The sequence below is a fragment of the Arthrobacter sp. EPSL27 genome, assembly GCF_001512305.1.
Taxonomy (GTDB): Bacteria; Actinomycetota; Actinomycetes; order Actinomycetales; family Micrococcaceae; genus Arthrobacter.
On sequence record NZ_LNUT01000003.1, the window covers coordinates 276,404 to 298,702 of the forward strand.

Genomic DNA, 22,299 nt, shown 5'->3' on the forward strand with positions numbered 1-22,299 from the left:
TGCTGTCGGGGAATCGAGCGTGCGGAGCAGGGCCGCCGGGCGCTGCTCCCGGCGCTCGTCCAGCGTCCGACGGCGGGGTCCCCGCCCCTGCCCAAAACAGGCCGGGGTCTGAGGTACAGTGTTAACGTCCAGAAATGGACTGGGCTGATCAGCCTTGGAACAGCGGACTTGTCCGCAGCTCCGGGGCCTTTGGCTGGGGCCTTTAGCTCAGTTGGTAGAGCATCGGACTTTTAATCCGTGGGTCGTGGGTTCGAGCCCCACAGGGCCCACTCTTTTAGCGAAGAGTGACAAAACCCCGGCATCCTGAGGACAGGATGCCGGGGTTTTTTGTCGTCCCGCGCACGCCTAAGCAAAAACCATGATTATCTAGTAATCAGTTGGGCTAGGATTGCCGGATGAACTCGCACAGCCCCTCCGGCTCCGGTTACTGGTATGAACCTGACGACAGGGTCGACCCGCCCGGGGCGGTGCTTCAGGCCCTTCGCGAGTACCGCAACGCGGAGGTCGCCCGGCGCCGGTCCACCAGGGACTCCATGGGTATGGGGGAAACGGACCTCCTGGCGCTGCGGTACCTGCTGCGCGCCCAGTCCGCGGGCGAACAGGTAGGGCCCAAGGACCTAAGCCGCGTCCTGGGCATCACCACCGCCTCCACCACCTCGCTGATCGACCGGCTGGTGGGCAGCGGGCATGTGCGCCGCGAGCCGCACCCCACCGACCGGCGCTCGCTGGTGATCGTCCCCACGGGCGCTACCGACACAGAGGTCCGGGCCACGCTGGGGGGTATGCACCAGCGGATGATGGCCGTGGCGGAGGAGCTCACCCACGAAGAAGCGCGGACTGTGATCAAGTTCCTGCGGCGGATGAGTGAGGCCCTTGCCGAGCCGCCGGAACTCCACTGAAGACGCAACTTTACTGAAGCCGGGCCGCCCGGCAACTAGCTAGTTTGCCTAGTTATATGTATGCTTACGAACTATGTCTGAGATTCGTATTTCCGGCGGCGTGGCCGAGATGGCGCACACTGCCGCTCCCACCGCACAGTCCCTGGCCGCACCGAGCCACTGCGGGACGCCGATGGAGTGGAAGGCCCCGGCCTCGGCCACCATGTCCGTGTACTCCTTCACCCCGGCTGACGCTGCGGAAGAGTTGCCGCCGGTCTGGCGCTGCGGCTGCGGGTTCCAGCTGGACGGGATTGTGCACACGTCCGGCATCCTGTCCGAGCTCAGCCGGTGACCCCGTGACCCCGCCCCCGGCCGCGGCGCTGGCGGAACGCCCCGCTGCTGCCGCCACCAACCTGGCCGCCACCGGGCTCGATGCCAAGGTGCTGTCCCTTCCGGACGCCCCCGCGGGACGCTTCCTGGTCCATGAACTTTTGGGCCGCGGCGCCACCGCCACGGTGTTCCGCGGAACCGACCTGCTGGACAACCGCCCCGTCGCCATCAAGGTGGCCGAGGGCCCCGAGGAGCGTCAAACGCAACGGATCCACGCCGAGGCTCGCGTCCTGGCATCCCTGGATCACCCCGCAATTGTCACCTTCATTGCCGAAGGTGTGGTTCCGGACGGTGACCCGTGGGCAGGACGCCCGTTCCTCGTCGAGGAATACGTCTACGGCGGAAGCCTCGCCGAGCGGATCCGCCGCGGCCCCTCCGGCGGCGCCGAAGTGGCGCGCTGGGCCGCCGCAGCACTGCCCGGGCTGGAGCACGTCCACTCGCGTGGGCTCGTCCACCGGGACATCAAACCCGCCAACATCCTCCTCAGCGAGCTGCGGCGCTCAGCGGTGCGGATCGCCGACTTCGGCATCGCCACCCCCGCCGGCGCCGAGCTGGAGCCGGGCGATTCCTCCGGCACGGTGCACTACATGAGCCCGGAGCAGGCCGCCGGCGGACCTCCCGGCCAGCCCAGCGACATTTATGCCTTGGGTCTCGTCCTTCTCGAATGCCTCACCGGAACCAAGGCGTTTCCCGGAACCCTCGTGGAGTCCCTGGTGGCGCGGACCCTGCGCAACCCGGAAATTCCGGCCGGCTTGGGCGCCGGCTGGGTTGCGCTGCTGACGGACATGACGGCGATGGACCCCGCCGCCAGGCCCTCCGCCGCTGCGGCGGCAGCGCGGGCCGCAAAGCTAACCACAGCGCCCTGAACGTCATGCCCTGAACCTACCGTCGCTGGTCCGCGGACTCCCTGCCGGCGGCGGGGGACCCGATGACCGCCCGGTTCCGGCCGGCCGCCTTCGCCTCATAAAGTGCCCGGTCCGCCTCCCGGAGGAGCCGCTGCAGCCCCGCGGCCCGGTCGCGTGAATCCACCACGCCAAAACTCGCCGTCGGGGCGCCCGCGCCCCCTGGCAGGACGGCGTACTCGGCCAGGGCCGCGTTGATCCGGTCCGCGATCCGGACGCCCTCCTCCGCGGCGGCGCCCTCCAGCAGCAGGGAAAACTCCTCGCCGCCGTACCGGCCCACCAGGTCCCCGCTTCGCGCCACCGAGCGGCAGGCATCGGCGAAAGCCCGGATGACGCCGTCGCCCGCGTCATGGCCGAACCGGTCATTGATCTCCTTGAAGCGGTCCAGGTCTGCCATCACCACCGCGGTACTGACCCCGGCCTCGGCGTTGGCCCTGAGCCGGCGGTGGGCCTGGTGCATAAATTCCCCGCGGTTCAGCAGTCCGGTGAGCCCGTCACGGGAGGCCAGCTCCTGCAGATCCTCGGTGCGGCGGGCATAGTTCAGCGAGGTGATGCTGGAGGAGACCACCACCAGCAGGACGATGGCCATCAGCAAGGTCACGCCGGTGCCGAACAGGACCTGGAACAGCGGATCCGCCGGCCCCAGCAGCGCCAGCCCGGCCATCCTGCTCAGGTAATAGGCGGCGCAGAACGCCGTCGCGACGGCGAGGGACCGGACCAGGTGCCAGGAGTGTGCGCGCTCGCGCCACAGTTCCACGGACGCGAGGCCCACCGCCGTTCCCATCAGGGCCAGCAGGGCAATGTTGCCGATCCGGGCGTGCTCCGTGTAGCGGACCGCCGCGTCAATGGCGTTGGCGGCGATAGCCGGGATTCCCAGCAGCCAGGGCCGCACCCGCCGTCCGGCCACCGATCGGGTGCCGGCCCAGACGCATCCTGAGCCCAGCACCATGACCCCGTTTCCCGCACTCCCGGACCAGCCGACGTCCTGCACCTCGGCCAGGAAGTAGAACACGGCGGCGAAGAAGAACGAGGCGACGGCGACGCACCACCAGCCGGCAAAAGGCGCCCGGCTCTTGCGGTAGGTGTCGAAGTAGAAGAGGACCAGCATGGTCAGCGTCGTCACGGCGAAAACCACCATGAGCGTTGACCGGTCGAGCAGCACCATATGTTGACGATTCCCAGCTGCCGTCCCGGCCTCCCCATGGACCCTCGGCGTAGTTCCCCGCCGGATCAACCCCCGGCGGGACAAGTCTCTCAGAACGGGACCCCCGCCGCCCGCAGCGGCGCGGCAGGAGCGTCCCCGGCGCCCGCTGCGCGGAAGGGGGTGCAAGATAGTGCCATGGAAGCCGTCGACGCCCTCAACGAGATTGCCTTCTGGCTCGAACGCGAGCTCGCGCCCACGTTCAAGGTCCAGGCGTTCCGCAAAGCCGCCGGGATCATCGCCGGCCTCGACGCGGAGGAACTGGCGGCCCGGGCTGCCGACGGGCGGCTGAAGCGGACCAAGGGGATCGGCGACCGGACGTTTCAGGTCATCCGGGAAGCGCTCGACGGCGGGGTGCCGGAGTACCTGGCCGGGCTGCGGACCCGGGGCGCCGGGCCCCTGGTGCCGGGCGGCCATGAACTGCATGCCGCGCTGCGCGGTGACCTGCACAGCCACAGCGACTGGTCCGACGGCGGATCCCCGGTCCAGGCCATGGCGGACGCAGCCCGGCTGCTGGGCCGCGAGTACCTTGCGCTGACCGACCACTCACCGAACCTCAAGATCGCCAACGGGCTGAGCGCCGAACGGCTCGCGGAGCAACTCGACATCGTTGCGGAGATCAACGCCGACGGCGGGGGCTTCCGGCTGCTGACAGGCATCGAGGCCGACATCCTGGAGGACGGCACGGTGGACCAGGCCCCGGAGATGCTGGACCGGCTGGATATCGTCGTGGCCAGCGTGCATTCGAAGCTCCGGTCCGACAAGCGCACCATGACCCGGCGGATGCTCGGTGCCATCGCGGATCCGCACACCAACGTGCTCGGCCACTGCACCGGCCGGCTGATCCAGGGCGGCCGGGGGACGCGGCCGGCGTCGGAGTTCGACGCCGGTGCGGTGTTCGCGGCCTGCGCTGAAAACAACGTCGCCGTCGAGATCAATTCCCGGCCCGAACGCCAGGACCCGCCGGGGGAGCTCATCAAGCTGGCCCTCGACGCGGGCTGCCTCTTCAGCATCGACAGCGATGCCCACGCCCCGGGCCAGCTGGATTTCCTGCAGTACGGTGCCGAGCGCGCCGAGCGTAACGGTGTGCCCGCGGAACGGATCGTCACCACCTGGCCCCTGGACCGCCTGCTGGAGTGGGCCGGGTCGAGGCGCTGACGCCCGGCCCGCCGCACGGGACATGCCCTCCCGCGAACTCCAGGACCGGACATAGTGCTGCCATGTCCGGTCCTGGGCACGGGGAATGGGCATGTCCCGCGGGCAGGGGTGCTCAGCCGGCGGTGATGAGGTGGCTGAAGTGGTCGTACCGGAAGGTGATCTGCCCGCCGTCGTGCGTAACGCTGACGTTGCCGCCGCCGGGAGCGCCCCCGGCCCCGTAGTTCTCGGACCAGCCGCGGTTGAGGGCCGCCTTGAACCCGTAGCTGCCGGCGGGCACCGTGGTGGTCAGCTTCCAGACGAGGTCGGCGGGGTCCAGGACCAGCTGGGCCGCGTCACAGTCCGGCATCCAGTCGCCCGCGCACCCGAACTCCGAGTTCATGTCACCGGCGGCCGCGACGGCCCCCGGCTGCTGCGACGCGTACACGGCGCTCAGCAGGTGCGTGGTGTTGTCGTAGCGGAAGGTCACCGGGCCGCCGGGGTGCTCCAGCGTGATGTTGTTGCCGTTGAGCGCTCCGCCCGCGCCGTAGTTCTCGTCCCACGACCCGTTGAGGGCGGCCTTGAACTCGTAGCTTCCAGCGGGCAGGTCGGTGGTGAGGCGCCAGATCTTATCTGCCGGATCCAGGGTCATAAAGGCGGCCCGGCATTCCGGCTGCCAGTCGCCCGGGCAGCCCATCTCCGAGTTGAGGCTCCCGGCGACGGTGACCGACGAGGGCTGGGGAAGCTCCCCGGCCACCACGGCGCGGATGGCGCTGGCCACCTCGCCCACGCCCGGAACGTCCATCAGGGCCCGGTAACGCAGCGGGATGCCGTCTGCCAGGTCCAGTGAGGCCAGGTCATCCACAGCGGTGTAGGCGGGGGAGGAGCTGTCCCGGCCGACTTCGGCCCAGGCTTCGCCGTTGACGCTGCGCTCGAACCGCACGGTGTAGCCGGGCTTGTCCGGGCTGGCGGCTGCACTGAGTTCGACCTTGCCGTTGACGCTGCTGCCCTCCTTGGGGGACACCAGCGTCAGGACGGGCGCCGGTACGGTGCTGCTGCGGGGCTGGCTCACGGAGGTGTGCCCGCCGTTGTCCAGCACCATGGCACGGTACTCGACCGGGGCGCCGGCCTGCAGCGCGGAGACGTCGTGGAACACCTGGTACGGCGCGGTGTCGTCCGTGCCGATGGAGGCCCATGCGCCGCCGCCGGTGCGTGCCTGGAAGGTGACCTCGTAGAAGGAGCTGCCGTCGACGTCGGCTGCCACCCGGACGCGGCTGTTGTCCTCGGCTGAGGTTGCCGGTTCCTGCAGCGCCACGGCGGGGGCCGCCTTGGAGTGGGGGATCCGGCCGGCGGACTGGTAGACGACGGCGGACAGCGGCGGCACCGTGACCGTCAGCTTCCCGTCCGCCGCGGTCTTGACCTCGGCGCTCGCGTCGCCGTAGATCCGGCTGAACATGCGCTTGCCCACGTAGGTCGGCACGGCGGCGGTCTGCGGCTGTTCGCTGTTGTTGATGGAGACCACGTACTCGCGCTGGTCCTTGGCGTCGGTCCGGGAGAAGGCGTAGATGCCCGGGCCGTCGGAGGCGTAGCGGTTCTGGTGCGCGCCGTTCCGCAGGGCAGGGTGCTCTGTGGTCAGGGCGGCGAGCTCGCTGATCCCGCGGTAGAGGGGGTGGCCGGGGTTGAAGTTGTCCTCCGCGTGGGTGGCGGCGGTTCCGAGCAGATCATCGTCGAGGTAGTCCGGGACCTGGCTGGCGAACAGGGTCTGGCGCGCGTCCTGGTCACCTCCGGGTCCGGTGAAGCCCTGTTCGTCGCCGTAGTAGACCACCGGGTTGCCGCGGGAGAAGTACATCAGCTCATGGGCGAGCCGGTCGCGGGCCACGCGTTCGGCGTCGTCCGCGTCCGGGTTGTCCGCGGTGATGAAGCTGCCGATCCGGCCCATGTCGTGGTTGCCCAGGAAGGTGGGCAGCTCGTAGACGTTGGAGTCCGCGTCCGTGTACCAGTCGTCCCCGTCGAAGAAGGACGCCAGGTTCTGGGCGCCCTGGCCGCGCGAGGCGAAGTTGCGGGCGGCGTCCTGGAACGGGAAGTCCAGCACAGCCTGCATCTTGTTGCGGGTGGTGAACTGCGAGGTGAAGCTCTTGGAGGTGTCGAAGACCTCGCCGAACATAAAGAACTCGTCCTTGCCGTGCGCTTTGGCGTAGTCGAGGACCTGCGGGCCGAACTTCTGCCAGAACTCGTCATTGACGTGTTTCATGGTGTCGATCCGGAAGCCGTCCACGCCAAAGTCGCCGATCCACTTCGTGTAGACGTCGATCATTCCGTTGACCACCGTGGGGTGTTCGGTGAAGAGGTCGTCCAGGCCGAAGAAATCGCCGTAGAAGGAGTTTTCCCCTTCAAAGGTGGTGTCGCCGCGGTTGTGGTAGAGCGTGGGGTCGTTGAGCCAGGCGGGGACTTTGAGGTTCTCCTCCCCGGCCTCCAGCACCGGGGTGTAGGGGAAGGACGTCGCCGCGTCCAGCTCCGGGAAGTCCCCCGTGCCCGCGTAGTCGCGGTCATCGAACGGGTCCCCGGCGGCGGTCAGGTAGGGCGCGGCGTCCTTGGACTTGTAGGCGGCGCGGTTGCCTTCCTCGTACCCGATCACGTCGGCGGTGTGGTTGGTGATGATGTCGAAGTAAACCTTCATGCCGCGGGCGTGGGCCTCGTCGATGAGGGACTCGAGCTCATCGTTGGTGCCCAGGTGCGGATCGATCTGGGTAAAGTCGGTGACCCAGTAGCCGTGGTAGCCGGCGGACTTGTCCTCCGGCTGGACCGCTTTGTTCTTGAAGCTCGGGGTCAGCCAGATCGAGGTGGTGCCCAGGCCCTGGATGTAGTCGATCTTCTCCCGCAGGCCCTTGAGGTCCCCGCCGTTGAAGAAGCCCTTCTTGGTCGGGTCGAAGCCGGACACCATCGGGTCCGGGCCCAGGCCGCCGTCGTCGTTGGCGGTGCTGCCGTTGTTGAAGCGGTCCGCCATCACGAAGTAGAACCGTTCGTCCGTCACCGGGCCGCGGAGCGAATGGACGGCCGACGGATCGTCCGGGGCAGGGACGGCCTGGGCCGTCGGCATGGGGAGCACGACGGCGGCTGCCGCGGTAACGACCGCCGCCGCGGCGGCGGTTCCCGTGCGGAACAGGGCGGAACGCCACTGCCGGTGGCTGGGCGCGGGCTTTTTGGCCGCGCTGGTACTGCGGAGTAACACGATGGGGGACCTTCCGGTAAGCGACGTTGCCTCGACGAAGGACGGATGCGGGGAGACCGGCTACTGAGAGCCAAGTCACAACTGTAAGCGCTTGCACCGGGGTTTTTCCAGCGAGTGGCCATTTTTCCGCCTGGCCACGGGGCTGGCACCGCGGTCCGGCGGCCGGACATGCCCTCCGGCTGCGGACACGGCTGGACATGGTGCCGCTATGCGCAGTCCACGGCGCGAAGAATGGGCATGTCCCCCCGGTCAGGGCTGCGCGGCAGGAACCAGCGCCGTGGGGGAGGCCACCTCCACCCTGCCCAGGGCTTCCCCGGGTAGGCCGCTCTCCGGGTCCAGCGGGTAGGTCACCACATCCCCGGACCGCTCGTGCGCCACATGCAGCCGGCCGTCGCGGAGCAGGTGGTGCCGCGGCCAGTCGCCGCCGCTAAGGAAGTCGGCCACGGGCCGCACGGTGTCGCCGTCCACCTCAAGCACGCTGATCCGGTTGGAACCCCGCACCCCCACGTAGGCGTGCCTCCCGTCCTCGGACAGGGCAATCTCCGCGGCCGAGTCCCCGGCCGCCGCGCCCGCCCGGGTTGCCGGGAAGACCCCGGCCAGGCTGAATGCCCCGGACTCGGAGGAACGCCGCGCCACGGCAACCTCGATCGAGTATTCGGTCACCACCAGCACATCGCCGCCCGGGTGCTGGGCGAGGTGCCGGGGGCCGCTGTCCCGGGGGAGTGCCACTTCGTGGTCGAGCTGCAGGCCCTGGCCGGGCACGTAGTTCCAGATCCGCAGCAGGTCGTGGCCGAGGTCCGTGGTCATCACCCTGCCGTCGTCGAGCATCAGGCTGGTGTGGGCCCGGCTGGGCCGCCCCGCCTGCGTCGAGGCGGCCGCCGCGAACCGTGCCGAGATGCCGCCGTCGCCGTCCAGCTCGTACAGCAGTACCTGGCCGTCGCCCCAGCAGGCCACCACCAGGAAGCGGCCCTGCGGGTCGACGGCGACATGGCAGGCGGCATCGCCGGCCGGCCAGGCCGGGCCGGTGCGTTCCAGCCCAAAGCCGCCGCGCCGGCGGTACGCGGTGACCGTCCCGGCCGCCTCGCCCACGGCATAGACCATGCCAAGGACGGGGTGCGCGGCGAGGAACGACGGCGAGTCCGCCGCGGCGGCGACGCCCAGCCAGTCCAGTGTTCCGCCGGCGGCGGCACGCAGCGCCCCGATCCCGGTTCCCTGGCCCCCGCTGTCCGCGGTGTAACAGCCGGTCCAGATCAGCTCGTCCGAGGGGACTGCGGCCGCCGGAAGTGGCTGGGATGACGGGTCGGCATTTCGTTGGGTGGCCATGGTGCCATCCTGCCACTTGGATAGCATGGGGTTCCGGCACCATGAACAAAAAAGGGTGATCTGGCATGGCAGCTCCTCCTCCGCCCCGGGCCGCATTTGCCGCGCGGGCCGCCGTCACCGAACGGCTCCGGGCGGCCGGCTGCGTCTTCGCGGAGGACGAAGCCCGGCTCCTGGAGCGCGCCGCCGCCACGCCTGAACAGCTCGAGGCGCTCGTGGCGCAGCGGGTAACCGGAGTGCCGCTGGAACATATCTTGGGCTGGGCCGAGTTCTGCGGGCACCGGATCGCCGTGGAGGCCGGCGTCTTTGTGCCCCGCCGCCGCACCGGGTTCCTCGTCCGGCAGGCCGCGCAGCTGCTGGCAGGGGCCCGGGCAGGGCGGACTCCGGTGGTGGTTGACCTGTGCTGCGGGTCGGGGGCCGTGGGAGCCGTGCTCGCGGCGCAGGCCGGCCCCCTGGAGCTCCACGCCTCGGACATCGATCCCCGCGCCGTGCGGTGCGCAGCCCGGAACCTTGTTCCGTTCGGCGGGTGCGTCCACGAGGGGGACCTCTACGCGCCGCTCCCGGAGCGGCTGCGCGGGCGGGTGGACATTCTTGCCGTCAACGCCCCGTATGTCCCGTCGGCGGACATCGGCACCATGCCGCAAGAAGCCCGCCTGCACGAGCCGCGGGTTTCCCTCGACGGCGGAGCAGACGGGCTTCAGGTGCAGGAGCGGGTGGCCGCCGGAGCGCTGCACTGGCTGGCTCCGGGCGGCCACCTGCTGATTGAGACGAGCCGGCGGCAGGCGGCGCGGACCGCCGGACTATTCGTCCGCCACGGGCTCACCGCCCGGGTGGCCAGCTCCCGGGAGCTGGACGCCACCGTAGTGATCGGAACAGCGGCGGCCCCGCCGGGAGGTCGCCCCTAGCTGCGGAGCCTGTCCGGGTCCACGTTGGTGGCGGCTCCGGCCGGCGTGGCCCCGCCCTCGTCGGACCAGTCCTGCCCGTGCTGGTCGTTCAGCGCCGGGTCGGACTCGACGTCGGCAGCAGTGGAAGCGGCTTCCGCGGCCGACGTCCCGAGGTTCACGGTCTCCGGATGCGTGCTGTGCGCGGGGATGCCGGCGGCAGCCGCGTCATCGCCCGGCTTGTCAGCGTTCGCGGCGGGGGAGCTGTCGCGGCGGACTGCGGAACCGATGACCGTCCCGGCGCGGCGGGCGGCCTCGCCGAGGTGTTCAGACACCTCGGGGGCCTTTTCCTTCACGGCGTCGGTTGCTGCGGCGACTTTGTCCTGGACGGGCTGGCTTTCCCAGAGGGCTGCCGCGCGGGCCTTCAGCTTCTCGTAGGCGGCCCGCCCGGACCGTGACCCGAGAACGTAGCCTGCTGCGATTCCTGCTCCGAAAACAAGTTTGTTTTTCATGCTGTGCTCCTGTTGGTGCTCACTCAGACGATATTTGGGCTGTGTGCCAAAAAACCGGCCCCGGGAAAATTCCCAGGACCGGTTTCCGGTCGCACCGGCTTTAGCGGGCCGAGCGCTTGGTGATCATGCCGTAAACGAGCAGGACGATGATCGCGCCGCCGATGGCCAGGAGCCAGGTCGACAGCGAGAAGAACTCGTTGATGCCCGTACCGAACAGCAGTCCGCCAATCCAGCCGCCAAGGATGGCGCCGACGACGCCGAGCAGCAGCGTAATGAGAATGCCACCGCCCTGCTTGCCGGGGAGGATTGCCTTAGCGATTGCACCGGCGATAAGGCCCAGAATCAGAAATGCGAAAAAACCCATTTTTATCGTTCCTTCTTCTTCATTGAGGAGGCACCCGGGTTGCCGGGTGCGCTACATCCTTCTTCCCTAATACTAATCATGCTTAGTATCAAAGAGCCATTCGGGAGGATGGAAATTATCCTCGCCGGGGCTGCAGCGGGGTTCACTGCGCCTATTTGTGGCTGGCTATAGTTCGCCTCCCTCCGCGCCCGGCCGCCCGCCGGGCTCGCTAAATGCGGGGGTCACCACGCGTATTCCTCCGGTGCCGTCCGGTACCCCGGGAAGATCTCGTCGAGCCGTTGGAGCGCGCCGGCGTCAAGGGCGTAGTCCATGGCGCGGAGGGCGGCGTCCAGCTGGTCCTTGGTGCGGGGGCCCACTACCGGCGCGGTCACCGCGGGCTGGTTCAGCAGCCAGGCCAAGGCAATGTCCCCGGGTTCCTGGCCCAGCTCGCGGGCGAAATCCTCGTACTGGCGGATCTGGTTGTGGTGCTTCTTCAGGGCTTCGACGGGTCGTGCCTCGGTGCGGCGCTCCCCGGTGCGGCCGTGGCCCAGCACGCCTCCCAGCAGGCCTCCCTGCAGGGGTGACCAGGGGATCAGCCCCAGCCCGTAGTGCTGCACAGCCGGAATGACCTCCAGCTCCACGTTGCGGGTCAGCAGGTTGTAGATGGACTGCTCGCTGACCAGTCCGAACGTGTGCCGGCGGGCGGCCGCCTCCTGCGCCTGTGCGATGTGCCAGGCGGCGAAGTTGCTGCTGCCCGCGTACAGGATCTTGCCCTGCTGGAGCGCGACGTCGATCGCCTGCCAGATTTCCTCCCACGGCGTGGTCCGGTCGACGTGGTGGAACTGGTAGAGGTCGATGTAGTCCGTCCGGAGCCGTTGCAGGCTCGCGTCCAGGGCCCGCCTGATATTCAGCGCCGACAGCCTCGAGTCGTTGGGCCGGTCCGTCATGGTGCCGTAGAGCTTCGTCGCCAGCACCGTGCGCTCCCGGCGCTGGCCGCCGCCGGCGAACCACCGGCCGAGGATTTCCTCGGTCCGGCCCCGGTGGCCGCTGCCGCCATAGACGTTGGCCGTGTCAACGAAATTGATGCCCGACTCCAGCGCCGCGTCCAGAATGGCGCCGGCCGCCTCCTCCCCGGTGTGCGTGCCGAAGTTCATCGTGCCGAGGCAGAGACGGGAGACTTTTAGGCCCGAGCGGCCCAGATTCGTGTACTGCACGCGGCGGTCCTTCGACGGCGGAACGTGCGGCCGGCGTCGGAGGTTACCGCCGGGTCTTACCGCTCAAGGCGGAACCCGAGCTTGATGGTCACTTGCCAGTCGGCGATCTCGCCGTTTTCGAGGTGCCCGCGGATTTCCTTGACCTCGAACCAGTCGAGGTGCCGCAGTGTTTTGGCCGCCTCGGCGATGCCGTTGCGGACGGCCGCGTCCACGCCCTCGTTCGAGGTGCCGACAATTTCAGAAATGCTGTAGGTGTGGTTAGACAACTTCGCTCCTCATGATCGCCATCGATACCCGGCAGTGGGCCGTTCCGTCACACTAGCGGACAGACCGCCGCGGGACTAGGGGAGCGAGGCTGCTCCGGCGGACCCGTGCACCGGCCCCGGTTCGGGACGCTTGGGCGATTGCGGCGGCACGTCAGCGCGTTTCCGGACCCGGCTCACCATCCAGGGAAGCAGGTAGTTGGTGAACCACGCGAGGTCGCCCGCTTTGCTGTCCCGCCAGGTTCCGGCGGGCAGGGGCTTGGGTTCCAGCGGCACCAGCGTGTGCGGGGCACCGAGGGATTCCAGCACCATGGCGGCGATGGTGTGGTGCCCCAGCGGCGAGAAGTGCAGACGGTCGGGATCCCACATCTGGGGGTCCGAGAGCTGCCGCAGCGTCCAGAGGTCGGCAATGACGCCGTGATGGCGGGCGGCGATGGTCCGGATGTTCTCGTTATAGACCGCCACCCTGCCCCGGTTGTGGCCCAGCAAGGGCGTGTGGCGCCAGTCGGGACCGGTGAACAAAACGATGGTTGCGCCGGTGGCGCTGAGCTGGCCCACGGCGGTGTCGAGGGTGGCCGCCAGCCGGTCGGGGTCGCTGCGGTGGAAGACGATGTCGTTCCCCCCGGCCGAGAGCGTCACCAGGTCCGGCTGCAGCGCGATGGCGGGCGCGAGTTGCCGGTCCAGGATCTCACGCATGACGAGGCCGCTGACGGCGAGGTTGGCATAACGGAAGTCCGGCCGCACGCCGCTGAGCTCCTCGGCGATCCGGTCGGCCCAGCCCCGCATGCCGCCCGGGCTCAGCGGTTCCGGGTCCCCCAGGCCCGCCGTAAACGAATCCCCCATCGCGACGTAGCGGCCCCACGCCCCGGCGGTCCGGAGCCCGCCAGCCGGGCCTGCACCCCGGCGCAAACCCGGGTCCGCCCCCAGCCGCAGGCCGGGAACCCTGGCGCCGGCCCCGCCGGCGCCGGAATCCAGGAAACCGGCGGCGTTCACACTCCCAGCAATACGCCGGAAATGCCGGATTCACTAGGTACTTAGGTCCCTTGCGGGGAGCGGGCCCCGAAGAGGCACGGACGCGAGCAAGATCATAGCCGGCCCAGGAGAAACCGATACTTAGGGGGGTATATCATGGAATGAAGCCCTGTCGCTACCGGAGGAACCCATGGAACTCGATCCCACTGACATGAAGCCCGTCATCAATCGACTTCGCCGCGCCCAAGGGCAGCTGGCCGCCGTCACCCGGATGATCGAAGAGGGCCGCGACTGCAAGAGCGTGGTCACCCAGCTGGCTGCCGTTTCCAGCGCCCTCGACAAGGCCGGGTTCTCGATCATCGCCACCGGCCTGCAGCAGTGCATGCAGCAGGAGGACCCCAGCCTGGACCGGGCCGAGCTCGAGAAGCTCTTCCTCTCCCTCGCCTGAGCCCTCACCCTCGCCGAAAAAGGGCTCCGCCCCGAACGCGCCCCCGAGGCAAGCTCCCCGGACCGCAGCTGCGGCGGGGCCGGCCCGTCAGGCCGGACGGTCCGCCAGGACGTAGGTCTTCAGGTCATCCAGGGTCTGCTGCATGTGGGCGTCCATGGCGTCCCGCGCCTGGTGCGGATCCCGGGTTGCCAGCGCATCCACGATTTTCTGGTGGTGTTCGATCGCGTGCGCCTGGATCTCGCGCACCTCTGAGGTCTGGGTCCGCCGCTTTTCCAGCACCCGGTGCAGCGGCGCGAACAGGACCGCCACAAAAACGTTCTCCGAGGCGCGCAGGATGAGGTCGTGGAACGCCAGGTCCGCCGCCACGAACGCGGCCACGTCGTGCTTGTTGTGCGCCGCGCGCATCGATTCCAGCTGGCCGTAAAGGGTCTCCAGATCGGCGTCGCTGATCCGGAGCGCCGCCAGTTCGCATGCGCCCGACTCCAGCATCCGGCGCAGCTCGATCAGCTGCACGGCGGCGGCGGCATCGTTCTTTCCCTCTGAGGCGGCCCGGAGCACTGCTTCCAGGGACGCCCACCGGCTCAGCGGGTTCACGAAGGTGCCCCGGCCGCGTTCCACGCTCAGGATCTGCTGCGCCTCAAGGGTCTTCATCGCCTCGCGGACCGTCATGCGGCTTACCTCGTGGCGGGCGCTGAGTTCCAGTTCGCCGGGGACGGCTGCGCCGGGCGGAAATTCGCCGGCGATGATGCGGTTCAGCAGCTCGTCAGCCACAACGCCGACCAACGATTTCCTAGCCAATTTTCCCCAATCGGTGTTCCCGGGATTTCTGATGACCCAGTCTACTTGCGCGTCCTTGTGCCGTATGCCACACTAGCATTCAAATGTTAGATGTCAGACATCTTACAAATCACCACCCACGCAGCAGTGTTCCCCACAATGGAGTGCAAGTGTCTTTTGAATCAGACCTGTTTGAAGCAGATGTGCTGGCCGCCTTCCCCGCAGAGGTCCAGATTCCCGCCCGTACGGTGGCTGCCGCCGTCGAGGCCTCGTCCGAGTCGTCCCCCCGGATCCTCGTGGTGCTCGACGACGACCCGACCGGAACGCAGTCCGTCGCGGACCTGCCCGTCCTGACCCGCTGGGATGTCGCCGACTTCACCTGGGCCTTCTCCCACCGCATCAACGGCCGCCGGCCGGACGCCGTCTACGTCCTGACCAACTCCCGTAGCCTGGACCCGGCCGAAGCCGCCGCACGCAACGAGGAAGTGGTCCGCAACGCCCTCGCCGCGGCCGCCCTCGAAACTTCCGGTCCTAAGCTGCGCCTCGGTTTCGTCAGCCGCAGCGACTCCACCCTCCGCGGCCACTACCCGCTGGAGCCGGACACCATCGCCGCGACCGTCACGGCCGTCAGCGGCGAGGCGACGGACGGCGTCGTGATCGTCCCGGCCTTCCCCGACGCCGGACGCGTCACGATCGGCGGCGTGCACTACATGCGCGGCACCGGCGACGCCGCCGGCCGGCTCACCCCCGTTGCCGAGACCGAATTCGCCCGGGACGCGAGCTTCGGCTTCGCCAACTCCGAACTGGCGAAATACGTCGAGGAGAAGTCCGGCGGACGCTTCCCGGCGGACACCGTGATTGTGCTGGACCTGGCCACCATCCGCGCCGCCGGCCCGGACGGCGACCCCCAGATCTCGGCGAAGGCCATCGCGGACGCCATCGGCCCCGCCACCGACTCCACCCCGATCGTGGCCGACATCGTGACCGAGAACGATTTCCGTGCCCTCGCGCTGGGCCTCGAGGAAGCCGAACGCCGCGGCAAGAAGCTCCTCTACCGGGTTGGCCCGCCGTTCGTCCGCGGCCGCATCGGCCAGGAAATCCGCACCGAACTCAGCGGCGCGGAAGCCTACGCGGGGAACACCCCCTCCGACGCCGGCGGACTGATCGTGGTCGGCTCGCACGTCGGGGTCACCACCCGCCAGCTCAAGGCCCTCGTCGACCAGCACAGCTCCGCGCGCATCGTGGAGATCGACGTCGAGAAGCTGCTGGACGGCAACCCCGAGGAGTACCTGGCCGGGATCGTCCGGGACGTCGTGGAGGCCCTGCACAGCGCCGACGTCATCCTCCACACCAGCCGGCTGCTCATCAAAACGGACGACGCCGCCGAAAGCCTGCGGATCGCACGCACGGTGTCCGCCGCCGTCGTCGCCGTGGTGAACCGGACCCTGAAGACTTTCCCGCCGCGGTTCGTCATCGCCAAGGGAGGCATCACCTCCTCGGACGTGGCCGCCCACGGCCTGGAAATTCGCCACGCGATCGTCCGCGGCCCCATGCTGCCGGGCATCGTCAGCCTGTGGGAACCGGTGGACGGGCCCGCGAAGGGCATCCCGTACATCGTGTTCGCCGGCAACGTGGGCGACGACCAGTCCCTGGCCCAGGTCACCCGCAAACTCAGCAACACCTTTTAACCCCTCATTTCAACGGAGAAAACCATGACCTACAAAGTCACCGTCCTCGGCCTCGGCGCCATGGGACTGCCCATGGCCGCCCGCCTCGCCACCGAGCTGACCGTCCACGGCTTCGACATCGCCGAACCCCGGCTGAAACTGGCCGAAGACGCCGGAATCCGCACCTTTTCCTCGGCCCGCGACGCCGCTGAGGGCGCGGACGCCCTCCTGCTGGCCGTGCGCAACGGCGAGCAGCTGGACGATGTCCTGTTCGGCGAAAACGGCGTCGCCTCCGTACTGAAGCCGGGCGCCGTCGTGATCCTCGGCAGCACCGTGGGCACGGACGCCATCCCGGCCACGGTCGCCCGCCTCGCGGAGTTCGGCGTGGCCCTCGTCGACGCCCCGCTCTCCGGCGGACCGAAGCGCGCCGGCGAAGGCGACCTGCTGATCGTTGTCGGCGCCGAGCCGCAGGCGCTGGAAACGGCCCGCCCGGTGCTGGAACTGCTCGCCTCCACCCTCACGGTGGTCGGCGACAAGCCCGGCGACGGGCAGGCGCTCAAGACCGTCAACCAGCTGCTCTGCGGCATCCACATCGCCGCGGCGGCCGAGGCCATGGCCCTCGCCGACGCCCTCGGCCTGGACCAGGCCAAGACCCTCGCGGCCCTGGAAGCCGGCGCCGCCGGGTCCTTTATGCTGTCCAACCGCGGGCCCCGGATCCTCGAGGCCTACACCGAAGACGGCGCGGAGGTCCTCAGCCGGCTGGACATTTTCGTCAAGGACATGGGCATCGTGGGCAAGGCCACCCGCGCCGCGGGACTCGCCGCCCCGGTGGCCGCAGCCGCCGAACAGCTGTACCTCCTTGGCCAGGCCCAAGGCCTCGGCGCAGCGGACGATTCCGCCGTCATCAAGGTGGTCGCCCCCACCAAGCGCACGGCCTAGTCGCTGCCCCGGGCTTCACCTATAGTTCCCCAAAACCCGGCGACGGCGGCTCCCCCCTCCGCCGTCGCCGCTGAACCCACACCGCCGGTCCCCGCCGACCGGCTCGTCAAAGGAGACACCCGATGAGCGCTCTCGCTCTCCTGGCCATAGCGGCAGCAGGCGTTGCACTGCTGCTGCTGGCCGTCATCAAGTTCAAGATCCCGGCCTTCCTGGCGCTGCTGGTTGTCAGCGTCCTGGTGGCCCTGGTCGCCGGGATCCCGCTCCCGGACATCGTCAAGACCGTCACGGAAGGCATGGGCGGTACGCTCGGCTCGGTCGCGATCCTGGTCGGCCTCGGCGCCATGCTCGGCAAAATGATCGAAGTTTCCGGCGGCGCCCAGGCCCTCGCCGGGAAGTTCACCCAGCTGCTCGGCCCGCGCCGGGTCATCGCAGCCCTCACGGCGGCGGCGTTCCTGCTGGCCATCCCGGTCTTCTTCGACGTCGGGTTCATCATCCTGATCCCCATCATCTACGGCTTCTCCAAGGCCGCCGGCGTCAACCCGGTCAAGATCGGCCTGCCCGTCGGTGCCATCATGCTCGCCATCCACGTCGTCGTCCCGCCGCACCCCGGCGTCGTCGGCGGTGCCGGCATCCTGAAGGCCGACATCGGCTGGACCACCATCATCGGCCTCCTGATCTGCATCCCCGTCGGCGTCCTCGGCTACTTCGTCGCGAAGCGCCTCAACCGCCGCGATTACCCCATGCTGGCGGGCACCGCCGAACAGTTCCGCCTCTTCGGCACCGGCAAGTCCGACGTCGAGCAGGAATCCGGCACCGGCACCGGCACCGGCGGCGGCGTCGCCGTCAAGACCACCGCCAAGACCGCTCCCAGCCCCGCGATGATCATCACCCTGATCGTGCTCCCCATCCTGATGATCATGGTGGGAACCGTGGGCGCCGTGATGCTGCCCAAGGGCACCCCCGCCGCCGACATCGCCGCCTTCATCGGCGCACCCCTGATCGCCCTCCTGACCGCACTCGGCCTGGCGTACTACTTCCTGGGCATCCGCCGCGGCTGGTCCTCCCAGCACACCGGCGAGGTCATGGACTCCGCCCTCGCCCCGACCGCCATCGTGATCCTCGTGACCGGCGCCGGCGGTGTCTTCGGAAAGGTCCTGACCGTTTCCGGGATCGGCAAGGCTCTCGCCGAGGGCCTGCAGAGCATCGGCCTCCCGCTGATCCTCATGGCCTTCATCCTGGCCGCCGTGCTCCGCGCCTCCCAGGGATCGGCCACGGTCGCGATCATCACCACCGCCGGCCTGCTCGCCGCATCCGTCGCCGACGGCGGCTACTCCCCGGTGCAGACCGCCCTGATCCTGGTGTCGATCGGCTTCGGCGCCTTCGGCCTGAGCCACATCAACGACTCCGGCTTCTGGATCGTCACCAGGTACCTGGGACTGTCCGTGGCTGACGGCCTCAGGACCTGGACCGTCCTCACCACCATCCTCGGTGTGGCCGGCTTCGCCCTGACGTTCCTCGTCTGGATCATGGTGGGAGGCCTGAGCGTCTGATGCGTGCCCGCCTGGATCACCTGGTCGCCTCCGCCCTCCAGCAGGGCTCGGCCGTTCCGGCCTTCACCTGCTACGACTTCACCACGGCGCTCGCCGTGGTGGCGGCGGCGGAGGACGCCGGCCGCGGCGTTATCCTGCTGGTTTCGCCCAGCACCGCGGCCACCGCCAACGGCCTCCGGCTGATCGCGGCCCTGCGCGGCCTCGCGGATGCGGCGGCCGTCCCGGTCGCCGTGCAGCTGGACCACGCAGCAGACCTCTCCGTGATCGCCGGTGCCGTCGCCGCCGGGGCGGATTCCGTCCTGGTGGACGGATCGTCGCTGCCGTACGAGGACAACATCGCCCTGGTCCGGGCGGCCCGCGGCATGCTCGACGACGGCGGCTCGGCGGAGACCGTCATCGAAGCCGAACTCGGCGGCCTGGCCGGGAACGAGGACCGCGCCTTCGGAACGGACTCCGCAGGCAGCGCCCCCGCCGCCGGGCTCACCGACTCCGCGCAGGTGGAGGACTTCGTGGCCCGTACCGGAGCCCAGCTGCTGGCCGTGGCCGTAGGCAACGTCCACGGCCGGTACAAGGGCGAACCGGAGCTGCGGTGGGACGTGCTGCAGGACATCGCCGTGCGGACCCACATCCCCCTGGTGCTGCACGGCGCCTCGGGAATCCCCGCGGCCGAGCTGGTCAAGGCCGCCGCCATGAACGTGGGCAAGGTGAACTTCAACACCGAGCTGCGCACCGGCGTCCTCGAAACCCTCGAGGCGCGCACGGGCGCGCACCGCAGCGACGGCGAGAACCTGCAGGGACTGCTGGCCGAATGGGACACCTCGGCCGGGACCTTCGCGGCCACGGCGCTGGCCACCCTCTCGCGCTGACACCACGCCGGGTTTCCGGAAAGTCAGGGCTCCAAAAAGGGGAGGCCGGGATCAGGACACTGATTCCGGCCTCCCCTTTTTGGGCTTTCCGGCACTGGCCGTGGACCGGGCGAAGGCCGACAATGGAGCCACAGAAGCGCAGGGACCCGGCAGCCCACACAGGCGGGCCGGCGGGTTCCTTTCGGGCCCGGCATCCTCGGGGGTTCAGTGGTTCCACGGCAGCGGGACGGCGGCGGAAGGGCATCAGCCCCCGACCGTGACCTGGTGATCGACCTCGCCAGGTTCTTCTGCCTTGCCATCGTGGTGGTGGCGCACACCATGATGGTCAGCCCCGTGCTGCACCCCGACGGCACCGTCACCTCCGACAACACCCTCGGCAACCAGCGCTGGTTCGAGCCGGTGGTCTGGGTCCTGCAGGTCATGCCCCTCTTCTTCGTCGCCGGCGGCATGACCGGGCTGCAGTCCTGGCGCCGGCTCAGCGCCCGGGGCGGCTCCACCTTCGATTTCATGCAGGCGCGGATGCTGAGGCTGATCCGCCCGGCCGCCGTCCTGCTGGCCGTCATGTTCACCTGCCTCTGGGCGGCGCAGCTGTCCGGGGTGGACCCGGAGGTGGTCCAGCTGCTGGTCACCGGGGCCGGCATGCCGCTGTGGTTCCTGGCCGCTTACCTGGCCGCGCAGCTGAACCTTCCGCTCCTGGCCCGCCTGCATGCCCGGGCGCCCCTGCTGACCCTGGCCGGGCTCACATCGCTGGTGGTGGCCGTGGACTGCCTGCGGGGGATGCTGCCGGCGCTGGCGTACCTCAACATGGTCTTTGTCTGGTGCGCGGTGCAGCAGATCGGGTTCTTCCTCGCCGACGGCGGCCCGCTGCCCGGGCGCCCGGCCCTGGCGGCCATCATCCTGGCCAGCAACCTGGTCCTGGGGTTCCTGGTGTGGCTGGGCCTGTACTCCGGGAACATGCTGGTCAACCTCAACCCGCCCAACCTGACCCTGGTGCTGCTCGGAATCTCGCAGGCCGCGGCCCTGCAGCTCTTCCGGCCCGCGCTCGCCAGGATCGCCGCCCTGGGCTGGCTGCGGCGCTTCATCGGGCTGGCCGGACGGCGGTCGATGACCGTCTACCTGTGGCACCTGCCGCTGCTGGCGGCGATGTCCGGGCTGCTGCTGCTGACGGACTTTCCCCAGCCGGACGGAGGAACCCCCGGCTGGTGGTGGGGGCGGCCGCTGGTGCTGCTCGCCGTGATCGGACTGCTCCTTCCCGTTCTGGCGCTCTTCGGCCGGCTCGAAGAGCGTCCGACGGCGCCCGTCACCGCCGGCTCCCGCCCGGCGGCCGCGGTGGTGACGGCCGCCGTCGTCGTCTTTATCCCTGTCATCGACGCCGCGCTGGGCGGGCTGACGCTGGGGCTGCTCGGCGGGGGAGCCGCGTGCTTCGCGCTCGCCGTGCTGCTGCTGGGCCGGATTCCGGCGAGGCTCCTGTCCGACCCGGGCCCGGGGGGATCGAACCCGCCATTGCCACACCCGCCGTTAAGTGCCAATGTCGAACCATGACGGAGAACTCTGCAGCCATGGAAGACACGTTCAGTCCGAACGTCTCCACAACCCGGAACGATGAGCTGCACCGCTATGAGCTGCATGTCGGCGGAAAGCTGGCTGTGGAGATCCGTTTCCTCGATGAGCCCGGGCACGTGGATTTCATCCACACGGACACGGCCGAACCATTCCAGGGCCAGGGACTCGCCAAGGTGCTGGCCCACTTCGCGCTGGACGACGTGGTGGCGTCCGGCAAGCGGATCATCCCCAACTGCCCCTTCATGTACCGGTACCTGCGCCGGCACGATGCCTACAACCAGTACATCGACTGGCCGGAGCGCCCCCCGGCGGGAGCCTGACTCCGTACCGGCCCGCGCCCCGCCGCGTGCCGGCATACGGCTTGTGGGCCGGGCACGACCGTCGTAGAGTTCAGTGCAGAGTTATGCAGTCGGCTCTTGGACGTGTCCCTTTGGAGAACCCCGTGAACCACAAACTGCGTGTGCTTGTCCGTGTGGATGTTGACCCCGGACGCGTGACCCTCGAAGTCACAGGTTGCCTCACCCCCTCAGATTTCCCCGCACTTCTGCACATCACACGGCGGGCGGGCCGCCTCGGTGCCGGCAATGACGTCGTCATCGACCTGCTCCAAGCGTCCCACCTGGACCCGGAGGTCCTCCTGGAACTGAGGTCCCTCGCCGAGGCCGGCTCGGCCGCGCTCGAACCGGCCTCCGGGACAGCAGATGGGGCCCCCGCCGGAAAACAGCCCTTCAGCCTCACCGTCGAGGAACCCGCCGACCTGCCGATCTGCCTGCTGCATGCAGGCCCCGACGGTGAAGTCCTCGCCGGCCTCGACGGCGAGCTTGCGGCGCTGCCGCTGCTGGACACCGGGCTGGAATCCCCGGCTGACGGCCCCGCGGACCTGTCCGCGGCCGGTCTGGTGGCACCGCCCGCAGGAGGACTGCTGGACCCGGGGCTGGACGCGGCCAACAGCCCGATTTCAGCCGAGCTCAACACCTTCAACGGGATGGAGCTCACGGAGTATTTCGAGGGAACCCTGGACCCTGCCGCCGCCGTCCGGGCGCTGTCCGACGTGGCACTGGGCCAGCTGGCCGACGCCCTGTACCGGCACCTTGACACCAACAACCCGTCGTTCGGCGCGCACACCTGGTACGAGCTGGCCACGGAGGAGCTGCAGAACCGCCACCTGGACGACGCCGACGAAGCCGCCGTCCCCGCAGGGCCGGCGGAAGACGAACTGGCCGCCGGGCTGGCCTGAGGCCCGGACAGGC

At 69.3% G+C, this 22,299-nt stretch carries 22 protein-coding genes and 1 tRNA gene; 14 read left to right on the plus strand and 9 right to left on the minus strand.

All coding sequences use genetic code 11. The features are described from left to right. Positions 1–196 precede the first annotated feature (196 nt). The 4 genes from AR539_RS03335 to AR539_RS03350 all read left to right on the plus strand — a co-directional run bounded on the left by AR539_RS03335 (position 197) and on the right by AR539_RS03350 (position 2,134). Positions 197–269: transfer RNA gene (locus AR539_RS03335), tRNA-Lys, on the plus strand. Between the two features lie 126 nt (positions 270–395). Beyond that, positions 396–899, plus strand: coding sequence for a MarR family winged helix-turn-helix transcriptional regulator (locus tag AR539_RS03340; protein ID WP_066432531.1), 504 nt, complete (start codon positions 396–398; stop codon positions 897–899). A gap of 73 nt (positions 900–972) precedes the next feature. Next, on the plus strand, positions 973–1,230 hold the full coding sequence (locus AR539_RS03345; protein ID WP_157360910.1) for a hypothetical protein: 258 nt from the start codon (positions 973–975) through the stop codon (positions 1,228–1,230). Between the two features lie 4 nt (positions 1,231–1,234). Further along, positions 1,235–2,134 carry a serine/threonine-protein kinase gene (locus tag AR539_RS03350; RefSeq protein WP_231728471.1) on the plus strand — a complete coding sequence of 300 codons (900 nt, stop codon included), beginning with the start codon at positions 1,235–1,237 and terminating at the stop codon, positions 2,132–2,134. A gap of 16 nt (positions 2,135–2,150) precedes the next feature. On the opposite strand, the gene AR539_RS03355 is transcribed toward AR539_RS03350, so the two are convergent. After that, a complete protein-coding gene (locus AR539_RS03355) occupies positions 2,151–3,335 on the minus strand; it encodes a GGDEF domain-containing protein (RefSeq protein ID WP_066432533.1) in 1,185 nt (394 codons plus the stop codon). Positions 3,336–3,509: 174 nt separating this feature from the next. On the opposite strand from AR539_RS03355, the gene AR539_RS03360 reads away from it, so the two are divergent. After that, on the plus strand, positions 3,510–4,529 hold the full coding sequence (locus AR539_RS03360) for a PHP domain-containing protein (RefSeq protein WP_066432534.1): 1,020 nt from the start codon (positions 3,510–3,512) through the stop codon (positions 4,527–4,529). A gap of 112 nt (positions 4,530–4,641) precedes the next feature. Here the strand turns inward: AR539_RS03360 and AR539_RS03365 are convergent, their stop codons facing one another. Both AR539_RS03365 and AR539_RS03370 read right to left on the minus strand, forming a co-directional pair. Further along, complete coding sequence (locus AR539_RS03365) at positions 4,642–7,602, minus strand: alpha-amylase family glycosyl hydrolase (protein WP_082699191.1); 2,961 nt, start codon at positions 7,600–7,602, stop codon at positions 4,642–4,644. Between the two features lie 381 nt (positions 7,603–7,983). Further along, positions 7,984–9,057 (minus strand): lactonase family protein, encoded by a 1,074-nt coding sequence (locus tag AR539_RS03370; RefSeq protein ID WP_197410540.1) that lies wholly within the window; start codon positions 9,055–9,057, stop codon positions 7,984–7,986. 65 nt (positions 9,058–9,122) lie between these two features. Between AR539_RS03370 and AR539_RS03375 the strand changes: the two genes are divergently transcribed. Beyond that, a complete protein-coding gene (locus AR539_RS03375) occupies positions 9,123–9,959 on the plus strand; it encodes a putative protein N(5)-glutamine methyltransferase (protein WP_066432539.1) in 837 nt (278 codons plus the stop codon). Here AR539_RS03375 and AR539_RS03380 read toward each other — a convergent pair. From AR539_RS03380 to AR539_RS03400, 5 genes are all read right to left on the minus strand, one after another. After that, positions 9,956–10,447, minus strand: a complete 492-nt coding sequence (locus AR539_RS03380) for a hypothetical protein (RefSeq protein WP_066432540.1) — start codon at positions 10,445–10,447, stop codon at positions 9,956–9,958. The genes AR539_RS03375 and AR539_RS03380 overlap by 4 nt on opposite strands. Before the next feature lie 100 nt (positions 10,448–10,547). Then, on the minus strand, positions 10,548–10,811 hold the full coding sequence (locus tag AR539_RS03385) for a GlsB/YeaQ/YmgE family stress response membrane protein (RefSeq protein WP_066432543.1): 264 nt from the start codon (positions 10,809–10,811) through the stop codon (positions 10,548–10,550). Positions 10,812–11,032: 221 nt separating this feature from the next. Next, positions 11,033–12,004, minus strand: coding sequence for an aldo/keto reductase (locus AR539_RS03390; protein WP_066432544.1), 972 nt, complete (start codon positions 12,002–12,004; stop codon positions 11,033–11,035). Between the two features lie 56 nt (positions 12,005–12,060). Then, positions 12,061–12,270: a dodecin gene (locus tag AR539_RS03395; protein ID WP_066432547.1), complete on the minus strand. Its 210-nt coding sequence runs from the start codon at positions 12,268–12,270 to the stop codon at positions 12,061–12,063. 75 nt (positions 12,271–12,345) lie between these two features. Beyond that, positions 12,346–13,110 carry an SGNH/GDSL hydrolase family protein gene (locus AR539_RS03400; RefSeq protein ID WP_082699168.1) on the minus strand — a complete coding sequence of 255 codons (765 nt, stop codon included), beginning with the start codon at positions 13,108–13,110 and terminating at the stop codon, positions 12,346–12,348. Positions 13,111–13,429: 319 nt separating this feature from the next. On the opposite strand from AR539_RS03400, the gene AR539_RS03405 reads away from it, so the two are divergent. Then, positions 13,430–13,687, plus strand: a complete 258-nt coding sequence (locus AR539_RS03405; protein WP_018774886.1) for a metal-sensitive transcriptional regulator — start codon at positions 13,430–13,432, stop codon at positions 13,685–13,687. Positions 13,688–13,774: 87 nt separating this feature from the next. Here the strand turns inward: AR539_RS03405 and AR539_RS03410 are convergent, their stop codons facing one another. After that, on the minus strand, positions 13,775–14,485 hold the full coding sequence (locus AR539_RS03410; protein WP_066432548.1) for a FadR/GntR family transcriptional regulator: 711 nt from the start codon (positions 14,483–14,485) through the stop codon (positions 13,775–13,777). 149 nt (positions 14,486–14,634) lie between these two features. On the opposite strand from AR539_RS03410, the gene AR539_RS03415 reads away from it, so the two are divergent. From AR539_RS03415 to AR539_RS03445, 7 genes are all read left to right on the plus strand, one after another. Further along, the gene (locus AR539_RS03415; RefSeq protein WP_231728472.1) at positions 14,635–16,152 is read left to right on the plus strand and encodes a four-carbon acid sugar kinase family protein; all 1,518 of its coding nucleotides are present in this window, start codon (positions 14,635–14,637) and stop codon (positions 16,150–16,152) included. Between the two features lie 24 nt (positions 16,153–16,176). Further along, positions 16,177–17,070 carry an NAD(P)-dependent oxidoreductase gene (locus tag AR539_RS03420; protein WP_066432550.1) on the plus strand — a complete coding sequence of 298 codons (894 nt, stop codon included), beginning with the start codon at positions 16,177–16,179 and terminating at the stop codon, positions 17,068–17,070. A gap of 122 nt (positions 17,071–17,192) precedes the next feature. Then, complete coding sequence (locus AR539_RS03425; protein ID WP_066432553.1) at positions 17,193–18,620, plus strand: GntP family transporter; 1,428 nt, start codon at positions 17,193–17,195, stop codon at positions 18,618–18,620. Continuing rightward, the gene (locus tag AR539_RS03430; protein WP_066432558.1) at positions 18,620–19,486 is read left to right on the plus strand and encodes a class II fructose-bisphosphate aldolase; all 867 of its coding nucleotides are present in this window, start codon (positions 18,620–18,622) and stop codon (positions 19,484–19,486) included. The genes AR539_RS03425 and AR539_RS03430 overlap by 1 nt, the downstream gene beginning before the upstream one ends. A 207-nt stretch (positions 19,487–19,693) precedes the next feature. Beyond that, positions 19,694–21,028 (plus strand): acyltransferase family protein, encoded by a 1,335-nt coding sequence (locus AR539_RS03435; RefSeq protein WP_066432561.1) that lies wholly within the window; start codon positions 19,694–19,696, stop codon positions 21,026–21,028. Beyond that, complete coding sequence (locus AR539_RS03440) at positions 21,025–21,369, plus strand: GNAT family N-acetyltransferase (RefSeq protein WP_066432563.1); 345 nt, start codon at positions 21,025–21,027, stop codon at positions 21,367–21,369. The genes AR539_RS03435 and AR539_RS03440 overlap by 4 nt, the downstream gene beginning before the upstream one ends. A gap of 122 nt (positions 21,370–21,491) precedes the next feature. Next, entirely contained in the window at positions 21,492–22,286 is a 795-nt protein-coding gene (locus tag AR539_RS03445) for a hypothetical protein (RefSeq protein ID WP_066432566.1), read from the plus strand. Positions 22,287–22,299: the final 13 nt, after the last annotated feature.

Excerpts from the sequence above, each read along its gene's own strand:
- AR539_RS03360 (WP_066432534.1), top strand. The coding sequence starts at position 3,510 with ATGGAAGCCGTCGACGCCCTCAACGAGATTGCCTTCTGGCTCGAACGC.
- AR539_RS03340 (WP_066432531.1), top strand. The coding sequence starts at position 396 with ATGAACTCGCACAGCCCCTCCGGCTCCGGTTACTGGTATGAACCTGAC.
- AR539_RS03375 (WP_066432539.1), top strand. The coding sequence starts at position 9,123 with ATGGCAGCTCCTCCTCCGCCCCGGGCCGCATTTGCCGCGCGGGCCGCC.
- AR539_RS03380 (WP_066432540.1), bottom strand. The coding sequence starts at position 10,447 with ATGAAAAACAAACTTGTTTTCGGAGCAGGAATCGCAGCAGGCTACGTT.
- AR539_RS03440 (WP_066432563.1), top strand. The coding sequence starts at position 21,025 with ATGACGGAGAACTCTGCAGCCATGGAAGACACGTTCAGTCCGAACGTC.
- AR539_RS03385 (WP_066432543.1), bottom strand. The coding sequence starts at position 10,811 with ATGGGTTTTTTCGCATTTCTGATTCTGGGCCTTATCGCCGGTGCAATC.
- AR539_RS03370 (WP_197410540.1), bottom strand. The coding sequence starts at position 9,057 with ATGGCCACCCAACGAAATGCCGACCCGTCATCCCAGCCACTTCCGGCG.
- AR539_RS03400 (WP_082699168.1), bottom strand. The coding sequence starts at position 13,110 with ATGGGGGATTCGTTTACGGCGGGCCTGGGGGACCCGGAACCGCTGAGC.
- AR539_RS03345 (WP_157360910.1), top strand. The coding sequence starts at position 973 with ATGTCTGAGATTCGTATTTCCGGCGGCGTGGCCGAGATGGCGCACACT.
- AR539_RS03430 (WP_066432558.1), top strand. The coding sequence starts at position 18,620 with ATGCGTGCCCGCCTGGATCACCTGGTCGCCTCCGCCCTCCAGCAGGGC.
- AR539_RS03425 (WP_066432553.1), top strand. The coding sequence starts at position 17,193 with ATGAGCGCTCTCGCTCTCCTGGCCATAGCGGCAGCAGGCGTTGCACTG.
- AR539_RS03420 (WP_066432550.1), top strand. The coding sequence starts at position 16,177 with ATGACCTACAAAGTCACCGTCCTCGGCCTCGGCGCCATGGGACTGCCC.
- AR539_RS03355 (WP_066432533.1), bottom strand. The coding sequence starts at position 3,335 with ATGGTGCTGCTCGACCGGTCAACGCTCATGGTGGTTTTCGCCGTGACG.
- AR539_RS03405 (WP_018774886.1), top strand. The coding sequence starts at position 13,430 with ATGGAACTCGATCCCACTGACATGAAGCCCGTCATCAATCGACTTCGC.
- AR539_RS03365 (WP_082699191.1), bottom strand. The coding sequence starts at position 7,602 with ATGCCGACGGCCCAGGCCGTCCCTGCCCCGGACGATCCGTCGGCCGTC.